Origin of the sequence: Thiocapsa sp. (assembly GCF_011390875.1) — a bacterium.
GTDB lineage: Bacteria > Pseudomonadota > Gammaproteobacteria > Chromatiales > Chromatiaceae > Thiocapsa.
On record NZ_JAABRP010000055.1, the window covers coordinates 1 to 26,504 of the forward strand.

Consider the following 26,504-nt stretch of genomic DNA (forward strand, 5'->3'; position numbering starts at 1 on the left):
CGTGAAGAAGGGGTCGAAGATGCGGCTTAGGTCCTGCGCATCGATGCCGGGACCGTTGTCCCGGACGCTCAGCCAGGCGGTTGTTTCGTTCTGTCCGGCACTCATCGACAGTCGCGGCGGCTGCGCAATGTCGCGCATCGCGTCGAGTGCGTTTTGGACCAGGTTCATGAGGACCTGATGGATCTGCCCGGGATGTCCCTGCACGGTCAGTGTGGCCGGGAGGTCGAGGATCGTTTCGATCTCCCGGCGCTCGCCCTTGATCACCCAATGCATCGCCGTGCGGATCAGGTGGATCAGATCGAACCGGGTGGATTCGCCCTGCTGTCCGGATGAGAAGCAGCGCAGATCCTGCACCAGGTCGCGGACGCGCTCGGCGCCTTCGAGCGTGCCCTTGATCAGCGGATCGAGATCCGCCAGCAGCCGCTCGATGCGCAGCTCGGCCTTGAGCGCCTGCAGCTCGCCCGAGGGTCCGGAGGCGTCGACCGCGGCGCAATAGCGCAACAGCCGCTCCCGATAACGCGAAAGGGCATGTACATTGCCGTAGACGAAGCTGATGGGGTTGTTCAACTCGTGCGCCACGCCGGCGACGAGCCGTCCGAGGGAGGCCATTTTCTCGGCATTGACCAAGCGCCCTTGGGCGCGCTTGAGGTCGTCGTGTGCCTGGGCAAGGTCGCGATAGGCGCGGCGCAGCTCGCCGACCGGCCGGCCGATCAGGACCATGCCGACCAGCCGCCCGCGATGGTCGTAGCGTGAGGTGCAGTTGACCGCGAGCGGGATCTCTTCGTCCACGCCCTTGAGCGCGAGCTCGCAATCGTGGATCGCTTCGGCGCGGATCTGTTGCGCGAAGCTGCTGGCCATGGGCAGGCAGTGCTCGGCGAGCAGGGCCAGGAAGGGCCGCCCGCGCAGATCGGCCTCGCTCCAGCCCGTCAATGTCTCCAGCGCGCGGTTGACCTGCTGAATGCGACCCTGCACATCGCAGACGATCAGGACATCCGTCATGGAGGCCAGCACGCTCGCGATGAACTGCTGGGCATCCTCGAGCGCGCTGTTCTTCTCTTCGAGCTCGCTCTGATGCCGGATGAGATCCGCGTAGGTCTCGTCCATCTTGCGGATGACGTGGATCCAGGTCGCCTCCGCCGTCGGCTCGGGGCAGTCGCCGTTTTGTAGCATGCCGACGGGTCGAGGATCGGGTTGGGTGGATGCGCGCGTCATGTCGGGCTGTCCGCTGCGAGGTCGAGGACAAGCATAGGCGATTTTGCGGTGCGGATTTCCTGAAATGGCTCGGGGTTGAAGGCGTCGGGTTGCGGTCCGGGCGTCGGGGCGTGGACTGTGGGGGGCGAGCGAGAGCGAAGTCCACCGAGGCCTGCGCCGGCGCTGGTGCACTGCGCTGTGCTTGTCCACCCCGCTGTGCTTGCGATCAGCTCGGGCCGACACCCAGCCCGCGTCGCCGATCCTGGCGGATGAATGTGTCTGTCTCCGAAGGGGTCTGGTCGGCCGGCGGCAGGCTGGGCGCGCGTGACTGTATAAGCCAGACCGGATTTTCGGCTTGCAGGCGATGCAGGCTCAGGATCGGGCGGCTGCGCGCAGCCTGGATCTGCCTCGGGAAGCTCGGTGTGGCGCGTCATGCAATGGCGCTCGGTACGTCGCCCCGTCGTGAAGACAACCGTCTCCTGACCTTGTGCAACCGTGGCGACGATGCGCGCACCATGCGTCGCGTCGGGGTCGTCCCCACCGTCCTTGATGACGACCGCCTGCGCGCCCGATCCGGTCTGTGAGCTCGATCCGATCAGGCGACCTTCGACGATCGCAAAGCTCGGGCGCCTGCCTTCCGGCAACAGGATCTCGATCGATTCGGGCACCGCGCCGGTCTCGAGACCGCGCGCAGCAGCAGCCGCCGCAGCAGCCGCACAGGCCCCGGTCGACCAGCCGGTGCGATTGCCCCGCTTGCGTCGAGCCTTGCCACCGGAATCAAGCACGGCCCCGGACATCAGAGGGATCCCATCATCTGATCCGGATGGCCTCGTCCATCAACGGGCCGAAAGGGCACGTGCCGCGGAGCGCCAAGACTTGCGTGACACCGCCTGAGCGGTGTCACGAGCTCCCCGCCGGGTAGGGTGGCTGTTCAGGACCACACACCCTGAAAGTAGGGATCGAATTGTCTTCATTGTTCTAAACCGCGTCCCACCGAGATCTGCGCCGGAGGTCATTGTCCCGGACACCGCGATGCATTCCGGCTCTCCAAGTGCCTGAATGTTTCCGTGCCGAAAACCAGTGCCGGACGAGGTCCCGACGTTGCCGCATCGTCGGACGGTTCCCTGACGAAATCCGTCGGGTTTGCTATCTTACAGTGCGAGCGACCCTGGCCGGATGGATCCCGACCCGGGGCCGCCCCGACATCCGTTCAACCGCGCATGGAGCCTGACTCGCGCAACGTGTTCGATTCCTTGACCCGAAGGGGGGATTTCGACATGCGAGGGCTCGTGAAGCACCGGGTCGCGGCGACCCTCTTGAGTCTCGTCGCCCTGACCGGCGGGACTGGCATCGGGACACCGGCCACTGCCGCCGACCCCGACTTCAGTCAAGTCCCCGACATCCTTCAGGGACAGCGAATCCTGCTCCCGGTGGACGATCTAGTGATCACCGCGCCGTCGGGCGTTGTCGGCGCGGGGGTGACCAACCTGGTTCTGCAGACCGACGATTCGCTGATCGTCGATCAGCAGTCCTATCCGGTGACCGGGTCGCCGGTCCCGTCGGCCTCGACCGCCATCGGCCGGATGCTTGATCTGCCGCGCGACGTGATCGTCACCATGACCGAGGGTCTGGTCAATGTCACCGATCAGGACCATTTCGGCCGCGGCTTCGCGGTCTCGGGTGCTCCGCGCGGGATGGTCATGGCTGATTTCGACGGCGACGGATTCGCCGAGATCGCCCTCCTCACCGCGTCCTCCGAGGGTGCCACCGGAGGTCTGCTGAGGATCCTCGGCGCCAACGATGTCGGCAACCCGGATGCGGGTCTCTTCGTGAGCAACGGGATCGGTCCGCCGTCCATCAACTTCGACAACCCCATCGCGATCACGACCGGCGATATGGATGGCGACGGCACGCCGGAGGTGGTGATTGCACAGCCCTTTCCCCTCCACGGCGCCCGCTTTCTCGTGCAGATCTACGATGTCGTTCTGACCTCGGAGGGCAAGATCGCCTCCGAAGCCCTTCGGCAGGTCGCTTCCGCGATATTCGACAGCCCTGCGGGGAACGTCATCTGGAGCCTCGAGGTCGTCGCGGGGAATTTCGACGGTGCCGTTGATCCGGCCAGCGGCCTGCCGACCGACGAGCTTGTCCTGGTGATCAACAATGGCGATAACCTCACGCTTCAGTCCTTTCGGGCGAAGCCGACATCCACGGACCCACTCGCGCTCGACATCACCCTAGAACAGACGCACGTCTCGCCCGACACGCTCTATACGGACGGCGGAACCGCCGGCGATCCTCTGTTGGTCGCCAGTGCGCGGCTGGCCTGGTTCGATCCGGACCCGACGCAGTTCAATCCGAGTCCGCAAATCGTGGTCTCCTACACCCGCCTCATCGATCCGGGCGGTTCCACATGGGAGTCCGTGGTCGCGGTGTTCGGTCTGGATTCAGCGTTGGAGATCACCGAGAAGAGCAGCATCACGACCGGCGAGGGGCTCGGGATTGCGCTCGGCAACTTCGACGAAGACCTTGCATCCGGCTCCTCGCCAAACCTCGAGATTGCGCTTCTGACCAGCGTGTTCGAAGGAAACCTGCTCAAGCCAGTGCTCCTGATCCTCGGCGTCGATCCCGCCGACGGCTTCGCGCTCTCCGTGGTGTCCAACAACCTAGTCGATGACTTGCCGCCCGACTTCTTCGAACAGGTTCCGATGGTCGCGGGCGACACGCAAGGCCGCTCGCTGCGACTCGGCTCGCCCAACAAGGTCACGATCAACAGCTATCTGCAACCGGAGATCGTGCTCGGTGCGCCACCCATGCATGTGGCCTGGGCGCCGCCCATCGGCGAATCGACCCCGGTGGAGCTGAATCTGACCGCCGTGCCCAATCAGTTCTACGCGCAGTATCGGCAGGTCGATTCGCAGCAGTCCGAATCCAAGCGCGCGAGCACGACCAGCTTTTCGTACTCCACCAAGGAGACCAGCGAGACCAAGGTCTCCTTCGGCGTACCCCTGGTCGCCTCGATCAGTGCGACGATCAAGGATGCCGCGACCCAAACACACGACAACGTGGTGAAGAACACCTTCGATACCTATTCGTCCCGCGCGTTCGATGCCTTCACACAAACCGGCTTCGACGATCATGTCTGGTTCACGGGTGCGCGTCTCAACATCTATTACTACCCGGTCATCGGGCACTGCATCGCCTGTGCGCAGGACACCGGTTGCCCGGATGCCGCCGATGGCTGTCCGGCCGGTACGCGACCTTTGGTGGTCCAGTTCTCCGGACCCGACGAGGTGATCCACGAGGACATCGACGGCGCCAATCTCGAGTGGTATCAGCCGGTGCACCAAGTCGGCAATATCCTCTCCTACCCTCCGGACCTGGGCCGGCTCGAGCCCCTGATCCCGCGCTTCAACCTCCTGAGTCCGGATCCGCCGACCCGCTTCTTTACCGACACCTCCGGTCAGACGCGAGAGGCGACTTGGGCTCAAGGCGGCAGTACCCAAGTGACCCAGGGGTCGACCCGCACCAATTCCATGGACACCTCCGTGTCGGTTTCCGACAGTGCGACCGCTGTCGGCGATTTCTTCACGGTCGGGGCGTCCGGATCGGCATCCTTCTCGACCAACCTCAGCACCTCGATCGCGACACTCAACTCGACCGAGGCGACCATCGACGAGTCGACAGGTGTCGGTATCGCAACGGCGCAGACCTTTTTGGACCCCCCGAGCTACCAGTACGGGATCGACTCCCTGATCTCGGGACAGGAGGATCCGGCAGGCACCTTGCAGACGATCGACATCGACCTCGCGCCGAAACCGACGCAACAGTCCACGGGAATCCTCCGTGCGGCCTTCATCGCCGACCCGACGGATACGGCGGCCGGTCCCTGGTGGAGGAACACCTACACTTTGCCGGATCTTGGCCTGAATCATCCCGCGCGCTGGATCCGCAGTACCGAGACGAGTGCACCGAATCAGCCCCCGCCGTCGAAGTGTCTGCGCGTTCAGCCGGGCAGCTCGAGCATGGATTGCCTCGCGTTTCGTGTCCCCGATCCCGAGGACGTGACCGGCAGTGCCTTCTACTGGATCAAGGGTCTGCTCGTGACACCGGCCGATGCCGCTGCCGACAAGCCCGGCCCCCAGGTCGTGCAAGCGACGGTCGGCGACCCGCTGCGGCTGCAGGTGCGGGTGTACAACTTCAGCCTGGCCGACATGCCGGCGGGCTCCGAGGTGCGGGTGCGGTTCTACGGGCAGATCTACGACAACACCACGGGCAAGCTTGAGCCCGGGACCGGTTTCCTGATCGCAGAGGAGGCATACGCCCCGATCCCCGGTTTGAACTCGGCCAACGCAGACGCCGAGGCCTCGAACTGGATCCTTGCGGAAACGACGTTCGATACCACCGACTACAGCGATCGGTACCTGATGTTCTGGGTCGTCGTCTGGGGTGAAGAGGGCACGGCGTTGATGGCCGAGATGCCGGACCATGGCTTGACGGCCATCCCGGCGGAGGGGCTTACCGATCTCACCGAGGTGGCGATCGAGGACCACAGCAATAATCTCGGCTTCTATCGGCAGCCGATCTTCATCGCCCCGAAAACGAGCCAGGACGACGTCGAAGCGGTTAGGACCGCAAGCGAGGCCGACCTGATCGTGGAGAGGTTCGACCTCGTGCCGAGCCTGGTCGATCAGCACCGCGAGGTCAAAATCGGGGTCACCCTGCGCAACGGAGCACGCCCGGTCGATTCGATCTCGGTGTTTTTCTACGACGATGACCCCTTGGTGGGCGGCAAGGCGTTCGATCACGAGCTGATCCCGCACCTTCGCGCGCATGACATCTTCACCCTGGAGGTCCCGTACCGGCCGTGGACCTGTGGTTGGCGCCCCGTCTATGTCGTCGCGCAGTCACCGGGTGTGGCCTCGGCGCAGGGAATGGCCGTCCTGGACGTTCGCTGCTCGATCCCGACGGTGCACTTCCCGAACGGACCGGGTGTTGTCCTGAAGACCGGGGAGCCGGTGACGCTCTCCTGGCAGGGGTTCAGCGGGCCGTGGGTGAAGATCGATCTCTACGACGGTGCCGCGCTTGTCGGGCCCGTCGGCTACAAGGGTATCGTCCCCAATACCGGTTCCTACACGCGGGTGGTTCCGCACAGCCTGCGGGCCGGCGACGATTATCGGATCAAGATCAGCTCCCTGCGGGATCGGTCGCAAGTGGATTTTTCCGATTCCCCCTTCAGCATCGAGCCGGGGCCTCCTCCGACCGTCCTTTTTCCGAGCGATGCCGGGATCACACTCATTCAGGGTGATACGGTCGAGATCAGGTGGACGGGTTTCTCCGGTCCCCGAGTGGCGCTCGATCTATTCAAAGGCAGCCGGTTCGTCAGCCGCATCAGCGGGTCGGTCACCGTCGCGAACGCAGGTTCGTATCTCTGGACGATCCCGCGGGGTTGGCTGCGGCCGAGCGATGACTATCGCATCCGGATCCGTACGCCACTCGGCCCATCGGAGGTCGACGTCTCGGACAACCCCTTCACCATCTTGCCCTTTGCGGGTTTCAATCGGTGAGCTCTAAACCGCGTCCAGAGCGAGATGCTAACTTTCGAGTGAGGTCGACGTTTGGTGCATTCACGGCCGTTAGCGGGGACGCGGTTTAAAATTCTATAATTTTTAGAATCTTAAACCGCGCCGTCTCCAGCGGTCGTCAAATCCGGCGGGGCCGATCCCATCCAAAAACATCGCATACCGCACCGGGCGCGGTTTTGGCGAGGCCGATGATCGGGCCTCGGCGTCGGACACCGGCACTTGGCGCAGAGCGCCACGGCGCATGTGTGACACCGCTGAGCGGATGTCACGAGCGACCGAGGTTTTGCCGTCCTTATGGGCGAGACCTGCTCAGGCGTAGGCCGGTGCGAAGGCCCCGGCTGAATCGGATACCGGGCCGCTGTCGGACCAATAGGGCGAGAGCTTGCGCAGCTTGGCGACGATCGGCGGCACGGCCTCGATGACCCGATCGATCTCCTCCATGCGGTTGTAGCGCGAGAGCGAGAAGCGCGTGGTGCCGTGGGCGGCGGTGAAGGGGATCCCCATCGCGCGCATCACGTGGGAGGGTTCGAGGGAGCCGGAGGTGCAGGCCGATCCGCTCGAAGCGGCGATCCCGAGCTTATTGAGCAGCAGCAGAATCGCCTCGCCCTCGATGTATTCAAAGGCGATGTTGCTGGTGTTCGGCAGGCGGTTGGTCGGATCGCCCGTCACGAAGCAGTTGGGCACGGCGGCGAGGATGCCTTGCTCGAGCCGATCGCGCATGGCCCGCACGGCGGTCTTTTCGTACTCCATGTGCTCCATTGCCATCTCGCAGGCCTTGCCGAGCCCGACGATGGAGGCGCTGTTCTCGGTGCCGGCACGCCGGCCGCGCTCCTGATGCCCGCCGCGCAGCAAGGGGCGAAAGCGCGTGTTGCGCTTCAGATAGAGCACACCGATGCCCTTGGGCGCGTGCAGCTTGTGTCCGGACACCGACAACATGTCGATTGCCGTGTCCTTCAGATCGATGGGGAGCTTGCCGACCGCTTGGACCGCGTCGGTATGGAAGAGCACCCCGGCCGATTTCGCCAGCTCCGCCATCTCCTGAACCGGGAAGAGTGTGCCGGATTCGTTGTTCGCCCACATCACCGAGACGATCGCGACGCGGTCCGAGAGCAGGTCCATGTATTGCTGGATATCGAGCCGGCCTTTGCCGTCGACCGTGAGGTAATGGACCTTGTAGCCCTCAGTCTCCAGGTGCTGACAGAGCGCGAGGATTGCCGGATGCTCCACGACCGTGGTGATGATCTCTTTACGCTCCGGTTGTGCCTTGATGGCCGAAAGGATGGCGGTGGAGTCCGACTCGGTCCCGCAGGAGGTGAAGACGATCTCCGAGTCCTGCGCGGCCCCGAGCAATGCCTGGACCTGCTGCCTCGCCTGCTTGATGGCGTGGCCGACGCGGTTGCCGTAGGCATGGATCGAGGAGGCATTGCCGAACTGCTCCGTGAAGAAGGGCAGCATGGCCTCGACCACCTCTGGCGCGACCATGGTGGTGGCGTTGTTGTCGAGATAGATGCCTTGGGTGTCGGGTGGAGTGGTCATGGGTGATGGCCTCGTGAGATGTGGGGTTCGAGCTTCCAGCCGCCTGCCTCCTGCGAATGGCTGCGCTTTTGCGCCGACCTTTCCTCGGTCATCGATTATCCTTTTGCTGGCGGCTGGCGGCTGGCGGCTGGCGGCTCCTACGCGCTCTTACGCATCGCCTTCGCCGGCAGCACCCGCACGAACTCGCCGAGATCTTCGACGATACGCTGCTGGATTCCATCGAGCGTGGTCGATGCCATCTGGCAACCGACACAGGCGCCGGTCATGTTGACGTAGACGTTCTTGCCGTCGACATCGATCAGCTCCACGTCGCCGTGGTCGCGCTGCAGATTCGGGCGGATGGCCTCGATGGATCGCTCGATGCGGCGGATGCGCTCCAGGTTGCCGAGCTTGCGGCCGCCGGCCGAGGGTGCCGCTTCGGGTGCCCTGGCATAGGGGTCGAACGTCTTGCCCTGCTCGGCGAGGACGCGGCTCAGGATGGCCTCCACCCCTTCGTGACAGGCCGAGCAGCCGCCGCCCGCCTTGGTGTAATTCGCGACCTCTTCGACCGTGGAGAGACCGTTGGAGCGGATGGTGTTCTCGATCAGGACCGCATCGACCGCGAAGCACTTGCACACCAAGGCGCCTTCCTCGTGGTCGTCCTTCCATTCCTCGCCACGATAGTTGGCGATCGCCGCCTGCAGGGCCTCGCGACCCATCACCGAGCAGTGCATCTTCTCGGCGGGCAGTCCGTCGAGATAATCGGCGATGTCCTGATTGGTGACCTCGAGGGCTTCGTTGAGCGTCATACCCTTGATGATCTCGGTCAGCGCCGAGCTGGAGGCGATGGCCGAGCCGCAGCCGAAGGTCTGGAAGCCGGCATCGAGGATCACTTCGCTCTCCGGGTCGACCTTGAGTGTCAGGCGCAGCGCATCGCCGCAGGACAGGGAGCCCACGTCACCCGTCGCGTTGGCATCCGGGACCGCGCCCGCATTGCGGGGATTGAAGAAGTGCTCCTGAACCTTTTCCGAGTAATCCCACATGGCATGTCTCCGGTTGGCGTGGCAATGGGCGAGTGAGTCGGGACGGTGGCTCAAGCCGTGGCTTGAGTCTTGCGTCTGTATTGGCGACTCATTCAGCAAACCGTGTGCCACGCCGGATGAATCATCTATCGTATTGATTTTTAAATAGTGGATGGCCTTCCTGTGCGCATCGATGTCGGCTCTCGAACGACACCCCGCCTGCGTCGGGTCGTGAATCCCACAACACATCTCAACAACGGGAGTCTTTGATGGATCTCAGTGAACTGCAGCTTGATCAGTTGGGTCCGGGCGATCTGGTCTACGCCGCCGCGGATATCTATAACGACGGCGGTATCCCGGATCTCGCCGAGGATGCCTTGATCGCGGCCGCCGGGACACGCGGTGTCATCCTCAACATCGGACACCTCGAAGAGGACCCCGAACGGGAGCTGTATCTGGTGCGGTTCGAAGGGGAGGGCGCCGAGCTCGGGCCGCCCGCCGGTTGTTGGCCGGAGGAGCTCAGCGCGGTGTCGCATCGCGCGCGCGTCGAGGCAGGCTAAGCACCGCCCGTGTCGCGGGCTCGGTTGGTCGGAGCTCAGCCGTCCAGCGCAACCGATGTGACGAATCCGGGTGGCTTGATCGCAAGAACGGAACAATCCACCTGCTGCAGAATGGCTTCGGCCGTGTTGCCCATCAGCAAACCGGGGATGCCGCCACGACCGACCGTGCCCATCACGACAAGATCGGCGCCGAGCTTGCGTGCGAGCGCCGGGATCTTTCTTCTGGCCTCTCCGCGCCGGAGATGCGTTTTCGGTTTCAGAAAGTCCATTGCATCTGCTCCCAAGATGCCGGTGACCTGCTGCAGGAGTGCCGCCAAATAGGACGCATGGCGCTCTCGGACCTGGTCGACATAGGCCGCGACGTCCGCTTCCGGGGCGCCGACGACGGCCCCGCGGAGGAGGATCTCGCCGATCGCGTCCCAGACATGGACAACATGCAGATCGGCGAATTCCGACAGTGCCAGAGCCCCCGCGATCTCCAGGATGCGGAGGTTCATCGCATGGTTCATCGCCTCCGGACGGAGGCTGTCGTCCACATCGACCGCCGCCAGGATCCGTCGAAAGGACCCTGATCCCTTGCATTTGATGGCCCAAACCGGACAGGGGCACTGGCGCAGCAGGTTCATGTCGTCGCTGCCGAGCAACCGGCCGAACCAACCCGCATCCTCCGGCGGCCGGATCACCAGATCATGTTTGCTGCGCAGGACCTCGCGAATGATCTCGAGGTAGGGTGTCCCGGTCAGCACCTTCACCCGGATGTGCAGCCGCGGCTCGTAGGGTTTGATCAAAGACTCCAGTCGGTGCAGGCGCTGCTCCGTCGCTGCCGCCTGAAGGTCCTCTGTGGTTGTGTCGCCGTCGCAAAGGCGAAACCCGGGGGCCAGGCGGGGAATCACGTCGACTGCGGCGAGCTCGGCCTGATTGTTCTCGGCCAGCAGGACCGCGCGTTCCAAGGCGGACCTGCAAACCTTCTCGGGATCCGCGACGAAGAGGATGTTTCTGAAGCGTTTCATCTCAGACTCCTGTTCGGCTCATGGTGCGACGCAGCACCTCGGACGGTTGAATCACTCCAGGAATGACTGCCGGGGTCACCGCCATCCACAGCGTAGGTGATCCGCCAATAAGGGCGAACTGGTCGATATTGCTCGTGCTTGATTGTGCCGGTCTTGTTGGCTAGCTTTGATCGCAACCGAATGGTTTAAAGTGAGCTCATGATTCTGGACGGGTTTATGATTTACGCCAACCTGCATGCTGCAATGTCGGCGCCGCGGAGGCTCGACCATGGATCATAGCCCGGCAGGAAAGGAGCGCATGCCGCATCGGCTCTTCGGCACTCGTGCGACCCGAGCAGGCCCGGGCGTGCGGGCTTCCTGATGGCCGAGCGTCCGTCCGATCTGGTTTACGGCCTCGACGAGAGGCCGCCGTGGCTGAAAGCACTCCTGGTCGCCGTCCAGCACGCCGCGATCATCTGTCCCACGCTGGTGTTGATTGCGATCGTCGTCCATGCCGCGGGCGGCTCCGCGGTCGATTCCCAACAGGCGATGGCGCGCGGCCTCGTTGCCATCGCGATCATGACCGCCTTGCAGGCGATCCGACTCCCGGGCATCGGTTCGGGTTTCTTTCTGCCGCCGGTCGTGACCGCGACCTATCTGCCCGCGAGCCTGGCTGCAGTGGCGGCCGGCGGGATGCCGTTGGTGTTCGGCATGACCCTGTTGGCCGGCGCCTTCCAGATCCTCTTCTCGCGGACAATCGGGCTGCTGCGCAAGGTGTTCCCGGCCGTGGTCTCCGGCGTGATCCTGATGGCGGTCGGGATGGAGCTCTGTCGCATCGGAATGGCCGTCGTCTTCGACGAGAGACTCCTGACCGAGCACGCCTTCACCTCGGTTCTCTGGACCGCGCTGGCCACGCTGATACCGATCCTGGCCTTTGCCGTTTGGGGCAGGGGTCTCTTCAAGCTGCTTTGCGCGCTGCTCGGCATCCTTTCCGGCTACGTGGCGGCGGCCTGGCTCGGGGTGTTCACGCCCGCCGATCTTGCCACCGCCGCCGGCGTGCCTTTCGTCGCGATTCCCACGTTGCAAGGCATCTCCTTCGCGTTCTCGATCGAGGTCTTGGTGATGTTCCTGATTGCGGCACTCGCCAACGGTCTGCGTACGGTCGGCGTGCTCACCACCTGCGAGCAGATCAACGATGCGGCTTGGCGGCGGCCGAACATGCCGCGGCTGCGCGGCGGCGTCGCGGCCGATGGCCTGGGTTGTATGGCGTGCGGTCTCCTCGGGACCACGGCCAGCGCCGCCAGTCCGAGCCTGGTCGGTGTCCAGAAGACGACCGGGATCACCAGTCGCATCATCGCCTGGTATCTTGTGGGGTTGCTCTTGGTTCTGGCCTGTCTGCCGATGTTGACCATGTTCATCGCACACATGCCGAAACCCGTCATGGGTGCCGTGCTCTTCTTCAACGGGGCCATGATGTTCGTCGCGGGTCTTCAAGTCGCCACCAGTCGGCCCATGACCCTGCGCTCCAGCATCGTTGTCGGCTTTCCGGTGATGCTGGGGATCGGCGTCCTGGTCTTCCCGGAGTTCTTCAAGGCACTCCCGCTCCTCGCAAGGCAGCTCACGAATTCGGCGATGTCCATCGCCGTCGTCACGGCGGTCGGCCTGAATCTGATCTTGATGCTCGGGCGCTGGCGCTACGACAGCCTCTCGCTGGCCGAGGGTGCGCCGGGAGAGACCTTAAACGCCTTTCTGCAGCGCCAGGCCAGCGCATGGAAGCTCCCGAAGGTCGAGGCGGACCGCATCGGTTCCGTGGTGAGGGACGTTCTACGGCAGATCCATGCGAACCGGCGCGACGGCTCGGAGATCGGACTTCGCATCGGTTTCGACGATTTCGACGTGCGGGTCCGGATGACCTACGAGGGCTCCCTCCCGGCACTCTCCGCGCACCGCATGCCACGCGGCGATCTGGTCGAGGAGCAGAGCTTTGCGGCCGGACTCTCGGGCTACCTCTCGAGCGTCGAGGCGGATCGAATCGACACCCGCGCAACCGGCGAACGCTGCGAGGTGTCGCTCTTGTTCAGGGTGTAAGGGCCAGGCCCGGCGGCCGATCCCTCGGGCGTTTGGTAGACAGCGAGTGCCGCATCGACCCGACCCTGTCGAGTGGCGGTTTAATGGGGCATTGCGGTCACCCACGACCCTGAGCCTGCGCGCGCGCAGACGACCCAGACCGACCACCGAGCCGAGCCAATGCACGCCGCGCGAGCGGAGGGGGCTGGATAGCGTCCGCCCACTTTCTTCCTGTCTCAAAATTGTCGACCGCGCCGCGTCCGAACCGTGGAGGTCCGCGCCATCACGGTGCATCAATAATAATATATTCAATGATCTACTGCGAGAATGATGTGGCTGCGGCGCGGAGTGCTTCGGCTGATGTTTCCTTTGGGCGTATGACGCGACGCAGTGCGATCTAGGTCGAGCAGTTGTTTCGATCCATGTTCCCGCCCGCTGGCGCCGGGTGGTCGGCGTTTCTTTGCCTTGCATTGCCGCCGCCGTCATGGGGCCTGGACGCTTAGGGGTGCATGGATTTTCCTATCCGATCGTCTCATGCGATTATTTCCGGCTATAAACCATGTAAAATCAATTGTTTTCCGCGTCGTTGGACGGATTGACGCAGTCGTTCCCGCCGTCTACTTTCCGAAGTCAGAGAATGAGGCGGTTTTTGAGAGGGTTTCCGCGCGCCGCTCCAGGAATTCGGCGGCTGTGGCGGCTGTCGTTGCCGGGTGAGCGCGGCGTGACTCCATTCATTAGCATTGCGTTTGCGGGGGATTCATACACGATCCTGGCATTGAACCAGCCCCTGCGAGTGATGCCAGTGTCGGGCTAATCGGGCACGCCAGTGCCTTGCGCAGCACATGTAGCCAGCGACAGCGAGGCGTTCCGCATGCCGATACCGACAGACAACGATTTTTTTCAGCGCGGTGACTTCAGCGGTTTCATCGCAACCGGACGCTGCCGCATCGTCGAACGGTTTCAGCCAAAAAACGCTGCCGACCCGGTCATCGGCCCCGTCAGAGGCAAGCACTTCGCCGTTATCGACGATCCCTACGGCATCGACTTGACCGACGGCCACCGCATCGACCTGCACACCGGACAACCCCTGCCGCGGCCCTCCGACCACGACTACGACCCTGTCCAAGCCGCGCAGGACGCTGCTGCGGGCCTCGGTTCGGCGGTGACGGAACGCATCGACCACGAGTACGTGGACGGCAACAACCGCATCACCGTCGGTGCCGACGGCGCTTGGCTCGAATGCGTCGACGTCGAATTCGCCCCTGGCCAGCGCCTGTGGTATCACTGGCGCTTCTGTCGCTTCGACTCGATGCCGTTCAACGATTTCGCGATGTTCTTAGCCTATCCGGACGGTGACACCAATATCGCGGCAAGCCATATCGAGATGCTCTGCGACGTTCTGACGCTCGAGTCCTCGCCGTCCCCGCGCGTCGGATCCAACTGGTCTAGCCCGTGGACAGTTGGCCTGTTCGACCCGTCGGGGGGCTTTAAGGGCACCCTGCGATGGATGTCCAGCAACGGGCAATCGCTGACGGGCGTACACAAGAACCGCTCCGCACTGCGCTTTCATCGCCCGTCGGCACTGCTTCTGGATAACTTCTCCATCGAGTAGCAAACGCGATCCCGCGGCCGGCAGTCCGCCGAATAGCGCACGCTTGACGGACGACGATCACACCGAGGTCAAAACACCAAGCGGGTCAACGGGAGTTCCGACGCCATGCGCACGCGGCCATACCTGACCATTGCACTCCACTTTGCTTGCGTCGCTACGCTGTTGCTGCCGCTTAGCGGCTGCGACGCGGTCTCGAAGGGCGACAACAACGGCGGGCGGACCATCTATGCGGACGTGGTCGCCCTGGATCAGCCGCTGATCTACAACCGTTTCGGCTCCTACAATCCCTACGGCATGATCTACGCGCTGGCCCGAGACGTCGTGCATTGTCCGCCCGACGCTGCCGAATGCGCCGAGGCCCTGCCGGACGCGGCTGAGAAGGTACCGGGCGAGGTCCGGCTGCAAGCCGACAAGCGCCCGCGCCCGCTGGTGCTGCGCGGCGGGGTCGGCGACACGCTGGTGATCAGCTTCACGAACCTACTGCAGCCGACCCAGCCGGACTTCAGCGACGGGGACGGCGATGACCGCGGCGCCGAGCCCGACAGCGGTACCGATATGATAGCGGCGAAAGAGATCGAGGTTGCCGCGAAGGGCGGGCCCGAGACGCCGGATGACGACGGTCGGTTAATACTCGCCGAAGCCGACGACGCACCCCAGGAGGACGGCGGCAACAACTGGCCGACGACCCGTCGTGCCGGTATCACCATCTCCGGCATGGCGCCCGACGGCGACACCTTCGACCCGAAGGTCACGGGTCTGACCGGCGTCGAGCCTGGCGAGACCGTCGTCTACCGCTACAAGCTTGAGCGCCCCGGCACCTTCCTGTTCTTCTCCAACGATGCGCCGGCCGGCGGCCAGGGAGACGGCAGCAGTCTGACGCATGGTCTGTTCGGGGTCGTCAATGTGACTCCGGCAGGCAGTCGCCTCTATCGCAGCCAAGTGACCGCCGAGCAGCTCGCGCTGGCCCGCGCAGCGGCGACCGGCGACGCCTTTCTGGACTACGAGGCGCTGGACGCGAACGGTGATCCGGTGCTGAACATGCTGAAGCCGCGCCCGGACAAGGGCAAGAACGCCTTCGAGCTGGTGCACGGCGACATCAATGCCATCGTTGTCGACAACAAGAGCGAGGAGTCACCGGCCTTCCGCGAGTTCACCGTCGTCTTCCACGACGAGCTGAAGACGTTCTACCGGGACGAATTCCAAGAGCTGGAAAACTTCGGCCAGCTCGCGGGCATCGGTGACGGCTTCGCGATCAACTACGGCGCGAGCGGCATGGGCAGCATCCTGCTTGCGAACCGCAAGGGTATCGGCCCTGCTGCGGACTGCAAGGAATGCCTGTACGAGGAGTTCTTCCTGCAGTCCTGGGCCAACGGCGACCCGGCCCTGCTGCCGACCTACGCGGACGACCCGGCCAATGTTCACCACTCCTATCTGAACGATCGGGTCGAGTTCCGCAATCTGCACGCGGGGCCGAAGGAGACCCATGTTTTCCACCTGCACGCCCACCAATGGCTTTCCCAGCGGGAGAGCGGCACCGGCAGCTATCTGGATTCCCAGACCATCGCACCGCAACAGGGCTTCTCTTACCCCATCGAATACGGCGGCAGCGGCAACCGCAATTTGACCCCGGGTGACTCGATCTTCCACTGCCACCTTTACCCGCACTTCGCTCAGGGCATGTGGGCCTTGTGGCGGGCGCACGACGTGCTCGAGGACGGCACCCGGCGGCTGCCGGACGGCGAGCTCGGGTCCGGCACCGATCCGCTCAACGGCAAGACCGTCGCCGATTCCGGCACGCCGATCCCGGCCGTCGTGCCGCTGCCCGGGCAGGCGATGCCGCCCGAGCCGGATTACGCAGCCGGGCTGCCCGGCTATCCGTTCTACATCGCCGGCAAGGCCGGTCGGCGAGCGCCGCAACCGCCCCTCGACCTAGCCGAGGACGCCGGTTTGCCCCGGCACATCGTCGAGGCCGGCACCCGCGGCCTTTCGGGCCTGAGTGCGGCCGAGGCGGCATCGATGAGCCCGGATGCGCTGGTCGAATACGCGGTGCGAAGCGGTGACTTCTCGGGTGTGCTGGAGAGCGCGGTGCTGAACATCCTGCCGGCGGACGGCACACCGCTGGAGCAGGCAGCGATGGACTTCCATGCGCAGCCCTCGGTGCCGAGCCGCCGTCCGGACGGCAGCGCCGACGACTTCGTTCTGAACGGCATGCCGCCGCAGCCGGGAGCCCCGTTTGCCGACCCCTGCAGGCTGTCCGACGGGTGGAACGGGCTTGACCCGGTGCAATACCGGGTCTCGGCTATCCAGACGGACCTGATTGTGAACCAATGGGGCTGGCATGACCCGCAGGCGCGGATCAACGTACTGGACGAGGACGTTGAGCGCTTCGAGGACAAGCGCACCGCCGAGGCCAAGCCCTTCTTCTTCCGCGCCCACTCGGGTGATTGCATCGAGTTCTTCCACACCAACCGCACGCCCTATGAGTTGGAGCTCGACGACTTCCAGGTGCGCACGCCGACGGACACCATCGGCCAGCACATCCATCTGGTGAAGTTCGACGTGACTTCCTCGGATGGCTCCGGCAACGGCTTCAATTACGAAGACGGCACCTTCGCGATCGAGGCCGTGCACGAGCGCATCGAAGCCAGCCATGCACCCGGCGGCAGCGCCGTCGACGCGGTCAGCGGCGAAGCAATGGACCTCGCCATCGCGCCCGACGTCTACCAGACCACGGTGCAGCGCTGGCTCGCGGACCCGCTGATCGCCTCCGAGGGCAGCTTGGCGGGCAAAGACCGTACCATCCGAACCGTCTTCACCCACGACCATTTCGCGCCATCGTCGATCCAGCAGCACGGCTTCTATGCGGCGTTGCTGATCGAGCCTGCCGGCTCCGAATGGCTGCCGCCGGACAACGACACGCCGATGGAGCGCGGACGCGCGGTGGGCAGCCAGGCCCGAATCGTCGGTGCCGACGACCCCGAGACCCATCCGGACCACCGTGAATTCGCGATGGCCATCGCCGATTTCGCGCTGCTCTACGACCCCTGTTTCGGCCGCGGCGGGGAAGAGCGCTTGCAGGCCGGCGACGGCGCCGACTGCGAAGCCGGCGGCGGCGAGCCGCAGGGTCTCGAAGGCCTGCTCGCGGATGCCCCGGAGGTTGCCCGCGACGCGGTGCTGGAGCGGCTGACCGAGGTCCGCTCCGAGCACGGCAAGCCCGTTGCCCCGCCCGAGAAGCCCGAGGCGATCTCAAAGGACCACCACGACCCCTACCTGGTCAACTATCGCAACGAACCGATCCCGCTGCGCGTCGCCGAGGGTCCGTCGAACAGCGTCAAGCAGCAGAAGTCCGGCCCCGAGGGGGACATGGCGCTGGTCTTCGACACCGCGACCCATGGTGACCCCGGCACCGAGCTGTTCGAGGCCTACGAGGGCGACCGGGCCCAGATCCGCATCGTGCAGGGCGCCCAAGAGGTGCAGCACATGTTCGCAGTGCACGGGCTGCGCTGGCGCCGGGAGATGGACAACCCGCAGTCGCCCTATGTCGGCGCCCAGGAAATCGGTATTTCCGAGCATTTCGAGATGCGGCTGCCGGCGTTCAACAATGTCCAAAACTTCGCAACAGATTATCTCTACAAGGTGGCATCGGTGGATGCGCTCTGGAACGGGGCCTGGGGGCTGATCCGCACCTACAACGGCACGGATCAGACCGACGAGAGACTGAAGCCGCTGCCGGACAACCCCGACGGCCGGCTGACGTTCGACAATGCCGGGGACTTCGATCCCCAAACGGGTTGCCCCCTCGACGCACCGGTTCGCCGCTTCGCCATCGAGGCCTGGCAGGCCAAGGACCTGACCGGCGGCACGCCGCTGGCTTATGACCCGCGCCATGGCATCACCGACGAGCACGCGCTGGTCTTCATCTCCGCCGAGGACGGGCCGGCCATCCGAAGCGGCGTCAAGGCATTGGAGCCCTTGGTGATCCGCGCCAACGCGGGCGACTGCATCAAGGTCGCGCTGACCAACAAGCTGCCGCAGACACTGCCGGACGATCCCTGGGACGCCCTGATGCCGCGTATCGTGCCGTTCAATGTGGGCAGGCGCGTCGGCGACCCGCCGTCGGATGCCGGCGACCTGCAGCCGTCCAGCAATGTCACGCTGCATCCGCAACTCGTCTCCTACAACGCGGCGATTTTCGACGGCGCGCTCACCGGCGTCAACGACGCGGCCGAGGTAGCAGCCCCCGGCGCGACGGCCAATTTCACCTGGTATGCGGGGATATTGGAACAAGACGGCAACGCGCTGGTCGCCACGCCTTACGCCTTCGGACCCGTGAACCTGGTCTCCTATGGCGATGCGATCAGCCACGGCGTCTCGGGGCTGATCGGCGCGCTGGTCATCGAGGAGGAGGGCGCGGAGTATCTTGATCCGACATCCGCCGAGCCGATCGGTGCCGGCAGCCATGCCCTCATCCGCGGCGCCGACGGCCGCGTGCACCACGAGATCGTGCTGCTGTTCCAGGACGGCTTGAACTTGCAACACAACGGCGAGCCCGTGCCGGACTGCCTGGTCTGCGACGACTCCTACGACCTTGGTGAACAGGGCGTCAGCTATCGCTCGGCGCCGTTCTGGGCGCGGCTCGGACGCTCGCGCACGACCGACCTGAACGGGGTCGTTTTCCCGCCGGACTTTCTGCTGCCGAGCCACGGCGAGATTGCAACACCGCGCATCGAGGTACCCGAGGGCGCAGACGTCGTCTTCCATGTATTGCAGCCGGCGGGACGCGCACGCCAGCGGGCGTTCCTGGTCTATGGCCACGAGTACCAAGATATGCTCCCCTTCTTCGGCTCTGCCCATGCAAGCCTGGTCTCGGTGGAGAAGGCCGTTACCGCGCGGCTCAAGGACGGCGCGCGGCCGGGTTGCTGGATCTATCGCGACGGACCCAACCACCTCTGGGCGGGGGGCGTCTGGGGCACATTCGTTGTCGGCGACGCGCCCGTGGGGAGTGCATGCCGAGTCGCGCAGAACTGAGGCTGGCTCTGCTCGCGGCGCTCGGCGCGCCCGTCCAAGGCGCGGGCATCGAGATGACGCTGACGACCGGTGACCCGGCCGGTGGAGCCCCTCGCGCCGACACCAGCGTCGAACTGGCGGTAGACATTCGCAATGCAGGCGGCGGCTACCCACTGCGCGGCCTGCACCCGTCGGCCTGGATCAGGCCGCGGCCGGGACCGGAACCGACACCCCCCGAGGACTGCGTCGAAGTCGCCCGCGGATTCAGCGGCAAGGGCGCACTGCCGACCGGCGTCACGGACCTGAACGGCTTCACCGTGGTGACCGCAAACGCAGACAATACCCTGGCCGTAGCGGACCCGAGCCTGGATTTAGCCACGGCAAACCTGCTGCTGGTCGAGCCCATCGGCGAGCCGGTACGGGATCTCGCCATCGACGACGCCGGCGCCGCGGCTTACCTGAGCCTGTCCAGCGGCATCGCCCGCGTCGACCTGGAGGACGGCCGCCGGATCACGCTGGCCCTCGACGGCAGCCCCGGCGAAATCCTGCGCGACCTGCGAACCGGGGCGCTATGGGTGGCGCTTGACGCGGCCGGCGCCGTGACGCGGCTCGGCGGCTCCGGTGTCGCGGTTGCCGTGGAAACAAAGGAAGCAGGGGAGGCCGACGTCGGCGATGCGCGTATCGACGTAGGTCCGGGTCCAATTCGGCTCGTGTTGGACAGTGACGGCGAGCGTGTCTTCGCGCTGGCGGCGGACGGGCAACTGACGGCGATAGACGCCATCGGCCCGACCGTCGTCTGGCGCGCACGCACGAAGGGGCGTCCGGCGGCACTTGCCTATTCGGCGCTCGCGGACACGGTCTATGTCGCCGTCGGCGCTCGGCACGGCGGCAAGTTGATGCCGTTTGCGGCCGATACCGGCCGAGCGCTCGCACCGATTGCGCTCCCGGGCGCCGCCGACATGCTGGCCGTGGGGGCTGCCGGCCGGATCCTTCTGACGCTGGATCGCAGCTCGGGGCTGGTCGGCATCGTCGATCTGGCCCGCGCTCGTGTGCTGCAGGCGCTGGAATTCATCAATGCGCCGGACGATCTGGTCCTGACCGGAGACTATGCCTACGTGCACCACACCGCCGCGCCGCGGGTCAGCCTGATCGCGCTGAAGGGACTCGAGCGAAACCGGGAGGCGGCGGTCATCGATGTACCCTTCGGCACGACGGCGCCCGGTCTCGGCCCGGCAATGGCGAAGCCGACAGCGGTGACCGCGTCGCTTGCCGGTACCCGATCCGAAGCCGCGGCGGACTCTGTGCCTGCGAACATCGCCGAGGTCGCCCCGCTGGTCGCCGCCATCCCCCACGGCGGCGGCGCCGTGGTCGTAAATGCCGGCGACCGCATGGCATTCGTCTATATGGAAGACGGCATGCTGGCACCGATGAACGCCTTTCGGCTGAAGGCCGGCGAGCCGCAGCGCGTCGCCGTCCGCGACCGTCGGCTGCTGGAGCTCGGCGACGGCCGATATGTGACTACAGCCCGCGTCGGTCCGGCCGGTGACTACGAGCTGATCGTCGCGCTGGCGGCGCCGCCAGTCGTCAACTGCCTGCCCTTCGGCGTCGCCGGGACGCGCGGGGCCGGTCCCGATCGCGCCGGTGCCGCGACGACCGTTGCCCGGCTCATCGGCGAGCCCACGCGCGATGCGGATCTAATTGTCGCCCTAGCGGATGCCGCTGGCAGCCCGCTGACGAATGTGCGCGACCTGCAGTTTCTCATCATGAAGCCGGACGGCAGGTGGCACCGTAGAGGTTTCGCCCGGCCCGACGAGCCCGGCCAATACCGGCTGGGCGTTCGCCTGCCCGAGCGCGGCCGCTACAACGTGCTGCTGAGTTCGGCCAGCCTCGGACTCACTTTCGAACAGATCGGAGGTCTCCATGCAACAGTCGAAGACTAGTGCCCGCCCCCTGATTGCTTCACAATTTGTGTTACCGCTCGCCGGACTCCTGGTCGTCGGGTTTTACGCCACTGCCCCCGTACACGCCCATGAGGCCCACCACCACGGCCATGGCGCCGTCACCGCGACCGCGGCGGACGTCACCTTGTTCGATCTGCCGCTGCTGCGCCCCGACGGAGCGGTGACCACGCTGCCCACTGCCTTGGCCGACAAGCCTGCAGCCATCGTCGGATTTTTCTACTCCGAATGCGACGTCGCGTGCCCGATCACGACGAAGTTGCTGCAGGGCGTGATGGCGAAGCTGTCCGAGGTCGAGCGCGCCCGAACCCGCGTTATCCTGCTCACCCTCGATCCGGACACCGACACTCCGGAGGTGTTGACCGAGTACGCGGCGCAGATGAAAGTGCCCGACGACTGGACACTGCTGACCGGGAAGCCCGCGGAGGTCAACCGGGTACTCGTCGGACTCGGCGCCTACGCCAGCGACCTGGAATCGCATCCGCAGCAGCTTTTGGTGCGCGCCGCCCCGGACGCAGGCTTCCTGCGTTTGTTCGGCCTGCCAGACGCGGGTGCGATCCGCGGCACACTGGCCCGGCGCTGAGCGGCGATGCTGATGCTCCGGGCGGGCGCCGGGCTTTGGCTGGCGCTGATCTCGGTGACAGGCTCTGCCCCGGGCGCTGCACCGTCTGCGCAGCTCGAGATGGCAGCGCCATCGGCAGGTGCCGATGGTGTGGACGATGCTGCGACCGGCGAACTGCGTCCGAGCAGTCCGTCATCGACACTCGCCACTCCGCCAGGCGTCCTCGCCGCGGGTCGGCTGTTGTTCCAACAGGGCCGCGGTGAGCCTCCGGTCGAGGTCGATATCGGCGAAATTGCGATGGTTGCCGAGCAGTTCCCGTGCGTCGGCTGTCACGGCGAACACGGGCGCGGGCGCAGCGAAGGTGGCCTGGTGGCGCCGGCCATTGATTGGCGATCCCTCGGCGCCCCGCGCCAAGGTTTCAACCCGCGCCCGGCCTATACCCGCGATGCGCTGCAACGGGCGCTGGCGGCGGGGATGGACCCGGCCGGGCGCACGCTGGATGCCGGCATGCCGCGCTACCGGCTGACGGCAGGCCAAGTAGACGCGCTGGCGAGCTACTTGGAGGCTCTATCCGGCTCCGCGAGCCCGGGGGTCGACGACGCCGTTGTTCGGTTTGCTCTGATCACCGGCGGAGAGGAACGCTTCGCGGCCATCGCCGATGCCGTGAGGGACGCTGCCTTGACTGCCGCCGAGCACGAAAACGCCCGCGGTGGCGCCTACGGGCGGCGTATCGAGCTGGTCCCGTTCCGGGTCACACCGAACGAGGATGCCGATGCACTGGCGGCACGGCTCACGGAACAGCCGCTGCTTGCCGCCGTCGGCACCTTCACGCCGGGGCGCTCTGCCGAGACCCTCGCCGCGCTGGATGCCGCCGGACTGCCCAGCCTGTTTCCGGTGGAGCCGCAGATCACCGACGCGGCCGATCAGGTCGCGCTCTATGCCCCCGCGACCCGTCAGGCCACGGCCCTTGCCGAGCGCTGGCGCCTCGACGGTGAGCCCGCCGCCCTGTTGCTCAGCGACGGCACGCCGCTCGGTCGTGCGGCGGTTCGCGCTGTTCAGCGCGTAGCCGCACGCAGCACGGAGCCCTTGCCGCTGATCGAGCTGCTCGCGGGCGACAGGTTGGCCGGAACGGCTCTGGCCGACCAACTCCCGCGGGCCGTCTTCTTTTTTGCCGATGCCCGCACGCTGACAACGCTGCTTGAAGCGGTGCCGATGCCCGACGGGCTTCGCATCTACGGCTTGCTGGATCAGATCGGCCCCGTCGCCGACCGGCCCCCCCCTGCCGGCGTCTCGCTCGTACTGGCCAATCCCCGCGCGACCCTGGCCGACGGCCTGCCGAGCGGCGAAGGCACCGGGGTGATCACCGACACAGCTCGGCTCGCGATCAATGCCACGGCGGAAAGCCTGCGCTGGGCCGGTCGCCGGCTGACCCGCGCCGATCTGCTGCGCGTCGGCAAGGAAACCGCCGATGCGTTGTACCGCATGGAGTTGGTGCTCTCGGGGCCGGGCAGCTAATAAAGCGTGGGCACTGCTAGCGTCCGCCGCGCCGATGCCCAGGCCACGCCCCGCGCGCGACGGTGTCAGCTGTCCACGCCACTGCGGACCCCGACCGGTTAGGCGCCAGTGTCGGGAAGTGGCCGTCCAGAGTCGCTCAAAGGATTGACTGCGACCGACCGCAACGCGTCCGGACCGGTCGCTCAGGACGAGGCGCCGAGCGGCGGGTCGAGGTTCATGCCGGGCGGCGGATGCGGAGCGTCGCCACGCGCCAATGGCAGGTTGCCGTGACCGGGTCCGCGGCGATGCGGGCCTGAAGGTCTCGATAGAAGTCGGCAATGATTCGATCGCGCTCGCCCGACGGGCGGTCGGTGCGGAGCCAACGGAAGAAGGAGGGCTCGGTGATGGCGCGTGCGAAGGCGGTGTAGGCGGCGGCGAAGGTCTCGGCGTCGCCGTCGGAGGCAAACTGCGGATAGGCGCGGGCGTCGTCGGTAATGTCGAATCGGTGCTCGACGACCTCGAGCGCGCCGGAGAGCGCACCGCCGGGCTCGAAGGGTGCGAGAAACTCGGCGAGGGTCCGATTCCAGGTCGGGTAGACCGGCTCGCGACCGGTCGGGTAGGAACGTGCAGGATCGGCGAGCAGGGCGAACAAGGACCCGAAGTCGTTCTCGGGCAAGTCGGTATGGAGCACGTTGATCGGGGTGCTTGGCCGGCGCGTCCTGAGACCTTCGAGCAGGATTTCCATGGGACGCACCTCGTTGGTGCCGCCCGCGCAGCCATAGTCGGCGATCGTGATCGGCGCGAAGCGCTCGGCCGGCAGAGGCACGGCCGCAGCGGCTGCGGCGAGGTAGCCGAACCCCGGCGCCGCTGCCGCGCCTTGCGGTTCCGAGTGCCGCGAATAGTAGCCTCGGCCGGCCATCACGCTGGCTTTGGGCGGAGTGGGCTCGGTATTCACCATCGCGGTTTCCCCCATGCTGAGACAGCTTTCGAGCGCGGCGACGACAATCGTTCACCCCGGACTCTAGTCGATGGAATGCACTGTCGCGAGTGGCGGCTCGAGGGTCTCGGCGCGAGGAGCCATGCGCGAGACCCCTGCATGGCGACATCGGATCGGGATAGGATGCGCGACTCGGCAGATCGCCGAGCAGCATCGCTCCAATACCTTAGGTCTCCGCGCCCATGAAACCCCTACGAGAAGACATCGTCCTGCGAGTTGACGTCCATTCGGTCGACCGGTTGCTCGATCGCGAGGGTTCCCCGCTGGTCTGCCCGCGGATCCACCCCGAGGTCGCCCGTGCGATTCGGGCAGAGGCGGCCGGGCATCCGAAGGGCTCACGATTCCGAATCACGGCCGGCGTGCCGAGCGGCGACTTGGGTCGACTCGGCGAGGTACGCACGGCAATCCAAAGCCATTTTCGCGAGGAGTGCGCGGATGCGGAGGAGGAGATCCGCGCGCTGGCCTACAAGGGCCGTTGGACCTTTCTGGTCGCGTTCCTGGTCGTCGGACTCGTGATCCTGGCCAACGAGGCGATCGTGTATTGGTTCGAGGGAAGGTTCATCACGGTGCTGAGCGAGAGCCTCATCATCGTGGCTTGGGTGACTTTATGGGGCCCGGCCGAGACTCTTTTGTTCTCCCATTTTCCCGTGAGGCGGGCGCGTGACTTGGCGCGCTCGCTCGCGTCGGCCGCGGTGACGTTGGAGGCAACGGCGATGGATCCGGCGCTTCCGCGCGCGTCCTGAGAAGAAGGACGCTCGGTCCAAACCGAGGGGACTGGACGTCGATGCACGCGCCGAAGCTCGAGCGCGGCCGATGTCTACTCCGGCTGATCCTTGCCGATGAACACCCTTCTCAGGCGAACGGCGAGATCCGGATGGTCGGTGAAGACCCCGTCGACACCCTGATCGACGAGGAAGAAGCGAAGGAGCGCCTCGAAGTCCCCGAAGCCCTCGGGGAGTGCGTCGCGGCGAAGGGTATAGGGGTGGACCAGGAGTCCGGCGGTATGGGCGTCTGCGACCAAACGCGTGGTCCGGTGGGCGCCGGTTTCGTCCAGGCCCTGGTGGATCTGGCCGATCCAGGGGCCGATTCCGTCGGCATACTCGGCGACGGCTGCGAGGCCCTCGGGGGTGCGCATCCGCTCGAAGTCGACCGGTAGATCCGGCGACCAGGCGTTCTCGCCGATCAGTTGGATCAAGGGGATCCGCGTGCCGATCACCTCGCGCAGACGCTTGAGCGTGTCGGGTTCGAAGCACTGGATGTAGACGCGATCCTCCGGGCCACGATAGCCGGCTCGGTCCAGCTCGCGCATCAGGACGGGCACGGGATCCAGGCCCTCGGCAATATGCCACGCGGGGTGCTTCAACTCCACATAGATCCCCGCGGTCCGTCCGGTCGATCGGTTCAGGCCGCGGATCAGGCTCAGCTCTTCTTCAAGGGTGTGGATCCGGAACAGATCGATCTCGGCGGGAAACCGCTCGGGAAAGACCGGTTGGCCGGTGACGGGGTCCAGCCGTTCGTGCAGGCGCAGACTGCGGATCTCCGCCAGGCTGAAATCGATCGCATACCAGCGCCCGTCGGCACGCGCGCGGTCGGGAAAGCGCCGTGCGACATCGGTGACGCCTTCCAGATAGAGATCGTGAAGGACGATCGCCTGGCCGTCGCGGGTGAGAACGACATCCTGCTCCAGAAAATCCGCGCCCATTGCGTGAGCCATCGCCTTGGCCGCCAGGGTGTGCTCGGGCAGGTAGGCGGAGGCGCCGCGGTGGGCGATGACGATCGGGACTCCGAGCGAGGCGGGACCGACATCGGGGGTGGCGGCTGCGGTCGCTGTCATGACGGTGGCCATCGGCAAGAGGAAGAGGACGGTTCGGCGCCGCATAGGTCAGGTCTCCAAGAGTGGGGCGGGCCGGCCCGCGACCCCGCGCCTTGACCGTCGCGGAAGGTCGCG

16 protein-coding genes are annotated in these 26,504 nt (G+C 65.7%); 9 read left to right on the plus strand and 7 right to left on the minus strand.

Annotated elements, in window-relative coordinates; all coding sequences use genetic code 11:
- Together GPT33_RS06330 and GPT33_RS06335 are read right to left on the minus strand one after the other, a co-directional pair.
- A partial coding sequence (locus GPT33_RS06330) for an ATP-binding protein (protein ID WP_296806527.1) occupies positions 1-1,212 on the minus strand: 1,212 nt, incomplete at its 3' end.
- The gene (locus GPT33_RS06335) at positions 1,209-1,988 is read right to left on the minus strand and encodes a cobalt-precorrin-5B (C(1))-methyltransferase (protein WP_296806529.1); all 780 of its coding nucleotides are present in this window, start codon (positions 1,986-1,988) and stop codon (positions 1,209-1,211) included. The genes GPT33_RS06335 and GPT33_RS06330, both read right to left, overlap by 4 nt.
- A gap of 480 nt (positions 1,989-2,468) precedes the next feature.
- Here GPT33_RS06335 and GPT33_RS06340 point away from each other — a divergent pair, with 480 nt between their 5' ends.
- The gene (locus GPT33_RS06340; RefSeq protein WP_296806531.1) at positions 2,469-6,755 is read left to right on the plus strand and encodes a hypothetical protein; all 4,287 of its coding nucleotides are present in this window, start codon (positions 2,469-2,471) and stop codon (positions 6,753-6,755) included.
- Between the two features lie 327 nt (positions 6,756-7,082).
- On the opposite strand, the gene nifS is transcribed toward GPT33_RS06340, so the two are convergent.
- A complete protein-coding gene (gene nifS / locus GPT33_RS06345; RefSeq protein ID WP_296806533.1) occupies positions 7,083-8,309 on the minus strand; it encodes a cysteine desulfurase NifS in 1,227 nt (408 codons plus the stop codon).
- A gap of 137 nt (positions 8,310-8,446) precedes the next feature.
- Complete coding sequence (gene nifU / locus GPT33_RS06350) at positions 8,447-9,331, minus strand: Fe-S cluster assembly protein NifU (RefSeq protein WP_296806535.1); 885 nt, start codon at positions 9,329-9,331, stop codon at positions 8,447-8,449.
- A gap of 248 nt (positions 9,332-9,579) precedes the next feature.
- On the opposite strand from nifU, the gene GPT33_RS06355 reads away from it, so the two are divergent.
- A complete protein-coding gene (locus GPT33_RS06355) occupies positions 9,580-9,870 on the plus strand; it encodes a nitrogen fixation protein NifZ (protein ID WP_296806537.1) in 291 nt (96 codons plus the stop codon).
- 35 nt (positions 9,871-9,905) lie between these two features.
- Here the strand turns inward: GPT33_RS06355 and GPT33_RS06360 are convergent, their stop codons facing one another.
- Complete coding sequence (locus GPT33_RS06360) at positions 9,906-10,880, minus strand: universal stress protein (protein WP_296806538.1); 975 nt, start codon at positions 10,878-10,880, stop codon at positions 9,906-9,908.
- A 360-nt stretch (positions 10,881-11,240) separates the two neighbouring features.
- Here GPT33_RS06360 and GPT33_RS06365 point away from each other — a divergent pair, with 360 nt between their 5' ends.
- From GPT33_RS06365 to GPT33_RS06390, 6 genes are all read left to right on the plus strand, one after another.
- Positions 11,241-12,947 (plus strand): solute carrier family 23 protein, encoded by a 1,707-nt coding sequence (locus GPT33_RS06365; protein ID WP_296806540.1) that lies wholly within the window; start codon positions 11,241-11,243, stop codon positions 12,945-12,947.
- An 850-nt stretch (positions 12,948-13,797) separates the two neighbouring features.
- Positions 13,798-14,538, plus strand: coding sequence for a hypothetical protein (locus GPT33_RS06370; RefSeq protein ID WP_296806542.1), 741 nt, complete (start codon positions 13,798-13,800; stop codon positions 14,536-14,538).
- Between the two features lie 105 nt (positions 14,539-14,643).
- Entirely contained in the window at positions 14,644-19,566 is a 4,923-nt protein-coding gene (locus GPT33_RS06375) for a hypothetical protein (RefSeq protein ID WP_296806544.1), read from the plus strand.
- Positions 19,545-21,485, plus strand: a complete 1,941-nt coding sequence (locus tag GPT33_RS06380) for a PQQ-binding-like beta-propeller repeat protein (protein WP_296806546.1) — start codon at positions 19,545-19,547, stop codon at positions 21,483-21,485. Before GPT33_RS06375 ends, GPT33_RS06380 begins: the two co-directional genes overlap by 22 nt.
- On the plus strand, positions 21,466-22,086 hold the full coding sequence (locus GPT33_RS06385) for an SCO family protein (protein ID WP_296806547.1): 621 nt from the start codon (positions 21,466-21,468) through the stop codon (positions 22,084-22,086). Before GPT33_RS06380 ends, GPT33_RS06385 begins: the two co-directional genes overlap by 20 nt.
- A 6-nt stretch (positions 22,087-22,092) precedes the next feature.
- Entirely contained in the window at positions 22,093-23,580 is a 1,488-nt protein-coding gene (locus GPT33_RS06390) for an ABC transporter substrate-binding protein (protein WP_296806549.1), read from the plus strand.
- A gap of 214 nt (positions 23,581-23,794) precedes the next feature.
- On the opposite strand, the gene GPT33_RS06395 is transcribed toward GPT33_RS06390, so the two are convergent.
- The gene (locus tag GPT33_RS06395) at positions 23,795-24,532 is read right to left on the minus strand and encodes a hypothetical protein (protein WP_296806552.1); all 738 of its coding nucleotides are present in this window, start codon (positions 24,530-24,532) and stop codon (positions 23,795-23,797) included.
- Between the two features lie 206 nt (positions 24,533-24,738).
- Here GPT33_RS06395 and GPT33_RS06400 point away from each other — a divergent pair, with 206 nt between their 5' ends.
- On the plus strand, positions 24,739-25,299 hold the full coding sequence (locus tag GPT33_RS06400; protein WP_296806554.1) for a hypothetical protein: 561 nt from the start codon (positions 24,739-24,741) through the stop codon (positions 25,297-25,299).
- Between the two features lie 74 nt (positions 25,300-25,373).
- Here the strand turns inward: GPT33_RS06400 and glpQ are convergent, their stop codons facing one another.
- Positions 25,374-26,435 (minus strand): glycerophosphodiester phosphodiesterase, encoded by a 1,062-nt coding sequence (glpQ, locus tag GPT33_RS06405; RefSeq protein ID WP_296806556.1) that lies wholly within the window; start codon positions 26,433-26,435, stop codon positions 25,374-25,376.
- Positions 26,436-26,504 lie beyond the last annotated feature (69 nt).

What these genes read in the sequence shown, in the direction of transcription:
- GPT33_RS06335 (WP_296806529.1), bottom strand. Translation starts at nt 1,988, where the DNA reads ATGTCCGGGGCCGTGCTTGATTCCGGTGGCAAGGCTCGACGCAAGCGG.
- GPT33_RS06340 (WP_296806531.1), top strand. Translation starts at nt 2,469, where the DNA reads ATGCGAGGGCTCGTGAAGCACCGGGTCGCGGCGACCCTCTTGAGTCTC.
- nifS (WP_296806533.1), bottom strand. Translation starts at nt 8,309, where the DNA reads ATGACCACTCCACCCGACACCCAAGGCATCTATCTCGACAACAACGCC.
- nifU (WP_296806535.1), bottom strand. Translation starts at nt 9,331, where the DNA reads ATGTGGGATTACTCGGAAAAGGTTCAGGAGCACTTCTTCAATCCCCGC.
- GPT33_RS06355 (WP_296806537.1), top strand. Translation starts at nt 9,580, where the DNA reads ATGGATCTCAGTGAACTGCAGCTTGATCAGTTGGGTCCGGGCGATCTG.
- GPT33_RS06360 (WP_296806538.1), bottom strand. Translation starts at nt 10,880, where the DNA reads ATGAAACGCTTCAGAAACATCCTCTTCGTCGCGGATCCCGAGAAGGTT.
- GPT33_RS06365 (WP_296806540.1), top strand. Translation starts at nt 11,241, where the DNA reads ATGGCCGAGCGTCCGTCCGATCTGGTTTACGGCCTCGACGAGAGGCCG.
- GPT33_RS06370 (WP_296806542.1), top strand. Translation starts at nt 13,798, where the DNA reads ATGCCGATACCGACAGACAACGATTTTTTTCAGCGCGGTGACTTCAGC.
- GPT33_RS06375 (WP_296806544.1), top strand. Translation starts at nt 14,644, where the DNA reads ATGCGCACGCGGCCATACCTGACCATTGCACTCCACTTTGCTTGCGTC.
- GPT33_RS06380 (WP_296806546.1), top strand. Translation starts at nt 19,545, where the DNA reads ATGCCGAGTCGCGCAGAACTGAGGCTGGCTCTGCTCGCGGCGCTCGGC.
- GPT33_RS06385 (WP_296806547.1), top strand. Translation starts at nt 21,466, where the DNA reads ATGCAACAGTCGAAGACTAGTGCCCGCCCCCTGATTGCTTCACAATTT.
- GPT33_RS06390 (WP_296806549.1), top strand. Translation starts at nt 22,093, where the DNA reads ATGCTGATGCTCCGGGCGGGCGCCGGGCTTTGGCTGGCGCTGATCTCG.
- GPT33_RS06395 (WP_296806552.1), bottom strand. Translation starts at nt 24,532, where the DNA reads ATGGGGGAAACCGCGATGGTGAATACCGAGCCCACTCCGCCCAAAGCC.
- GPT33_RS06400 (WP_296806554.1), top strand. Translation starts at nt 24,739, where the DNA reads ATGAAACCCCTACGAGAAGACATCGTCCTGCGAGTTGACGTCCATTCG.
- glpQ (WP_296806556.1), bottom strand. Translation starts at nt 26,435, where the DNA reads ATGCGGCGCCGAACCGTCCTCTTCCTCTTGCCGATGGCCACCGTCATG.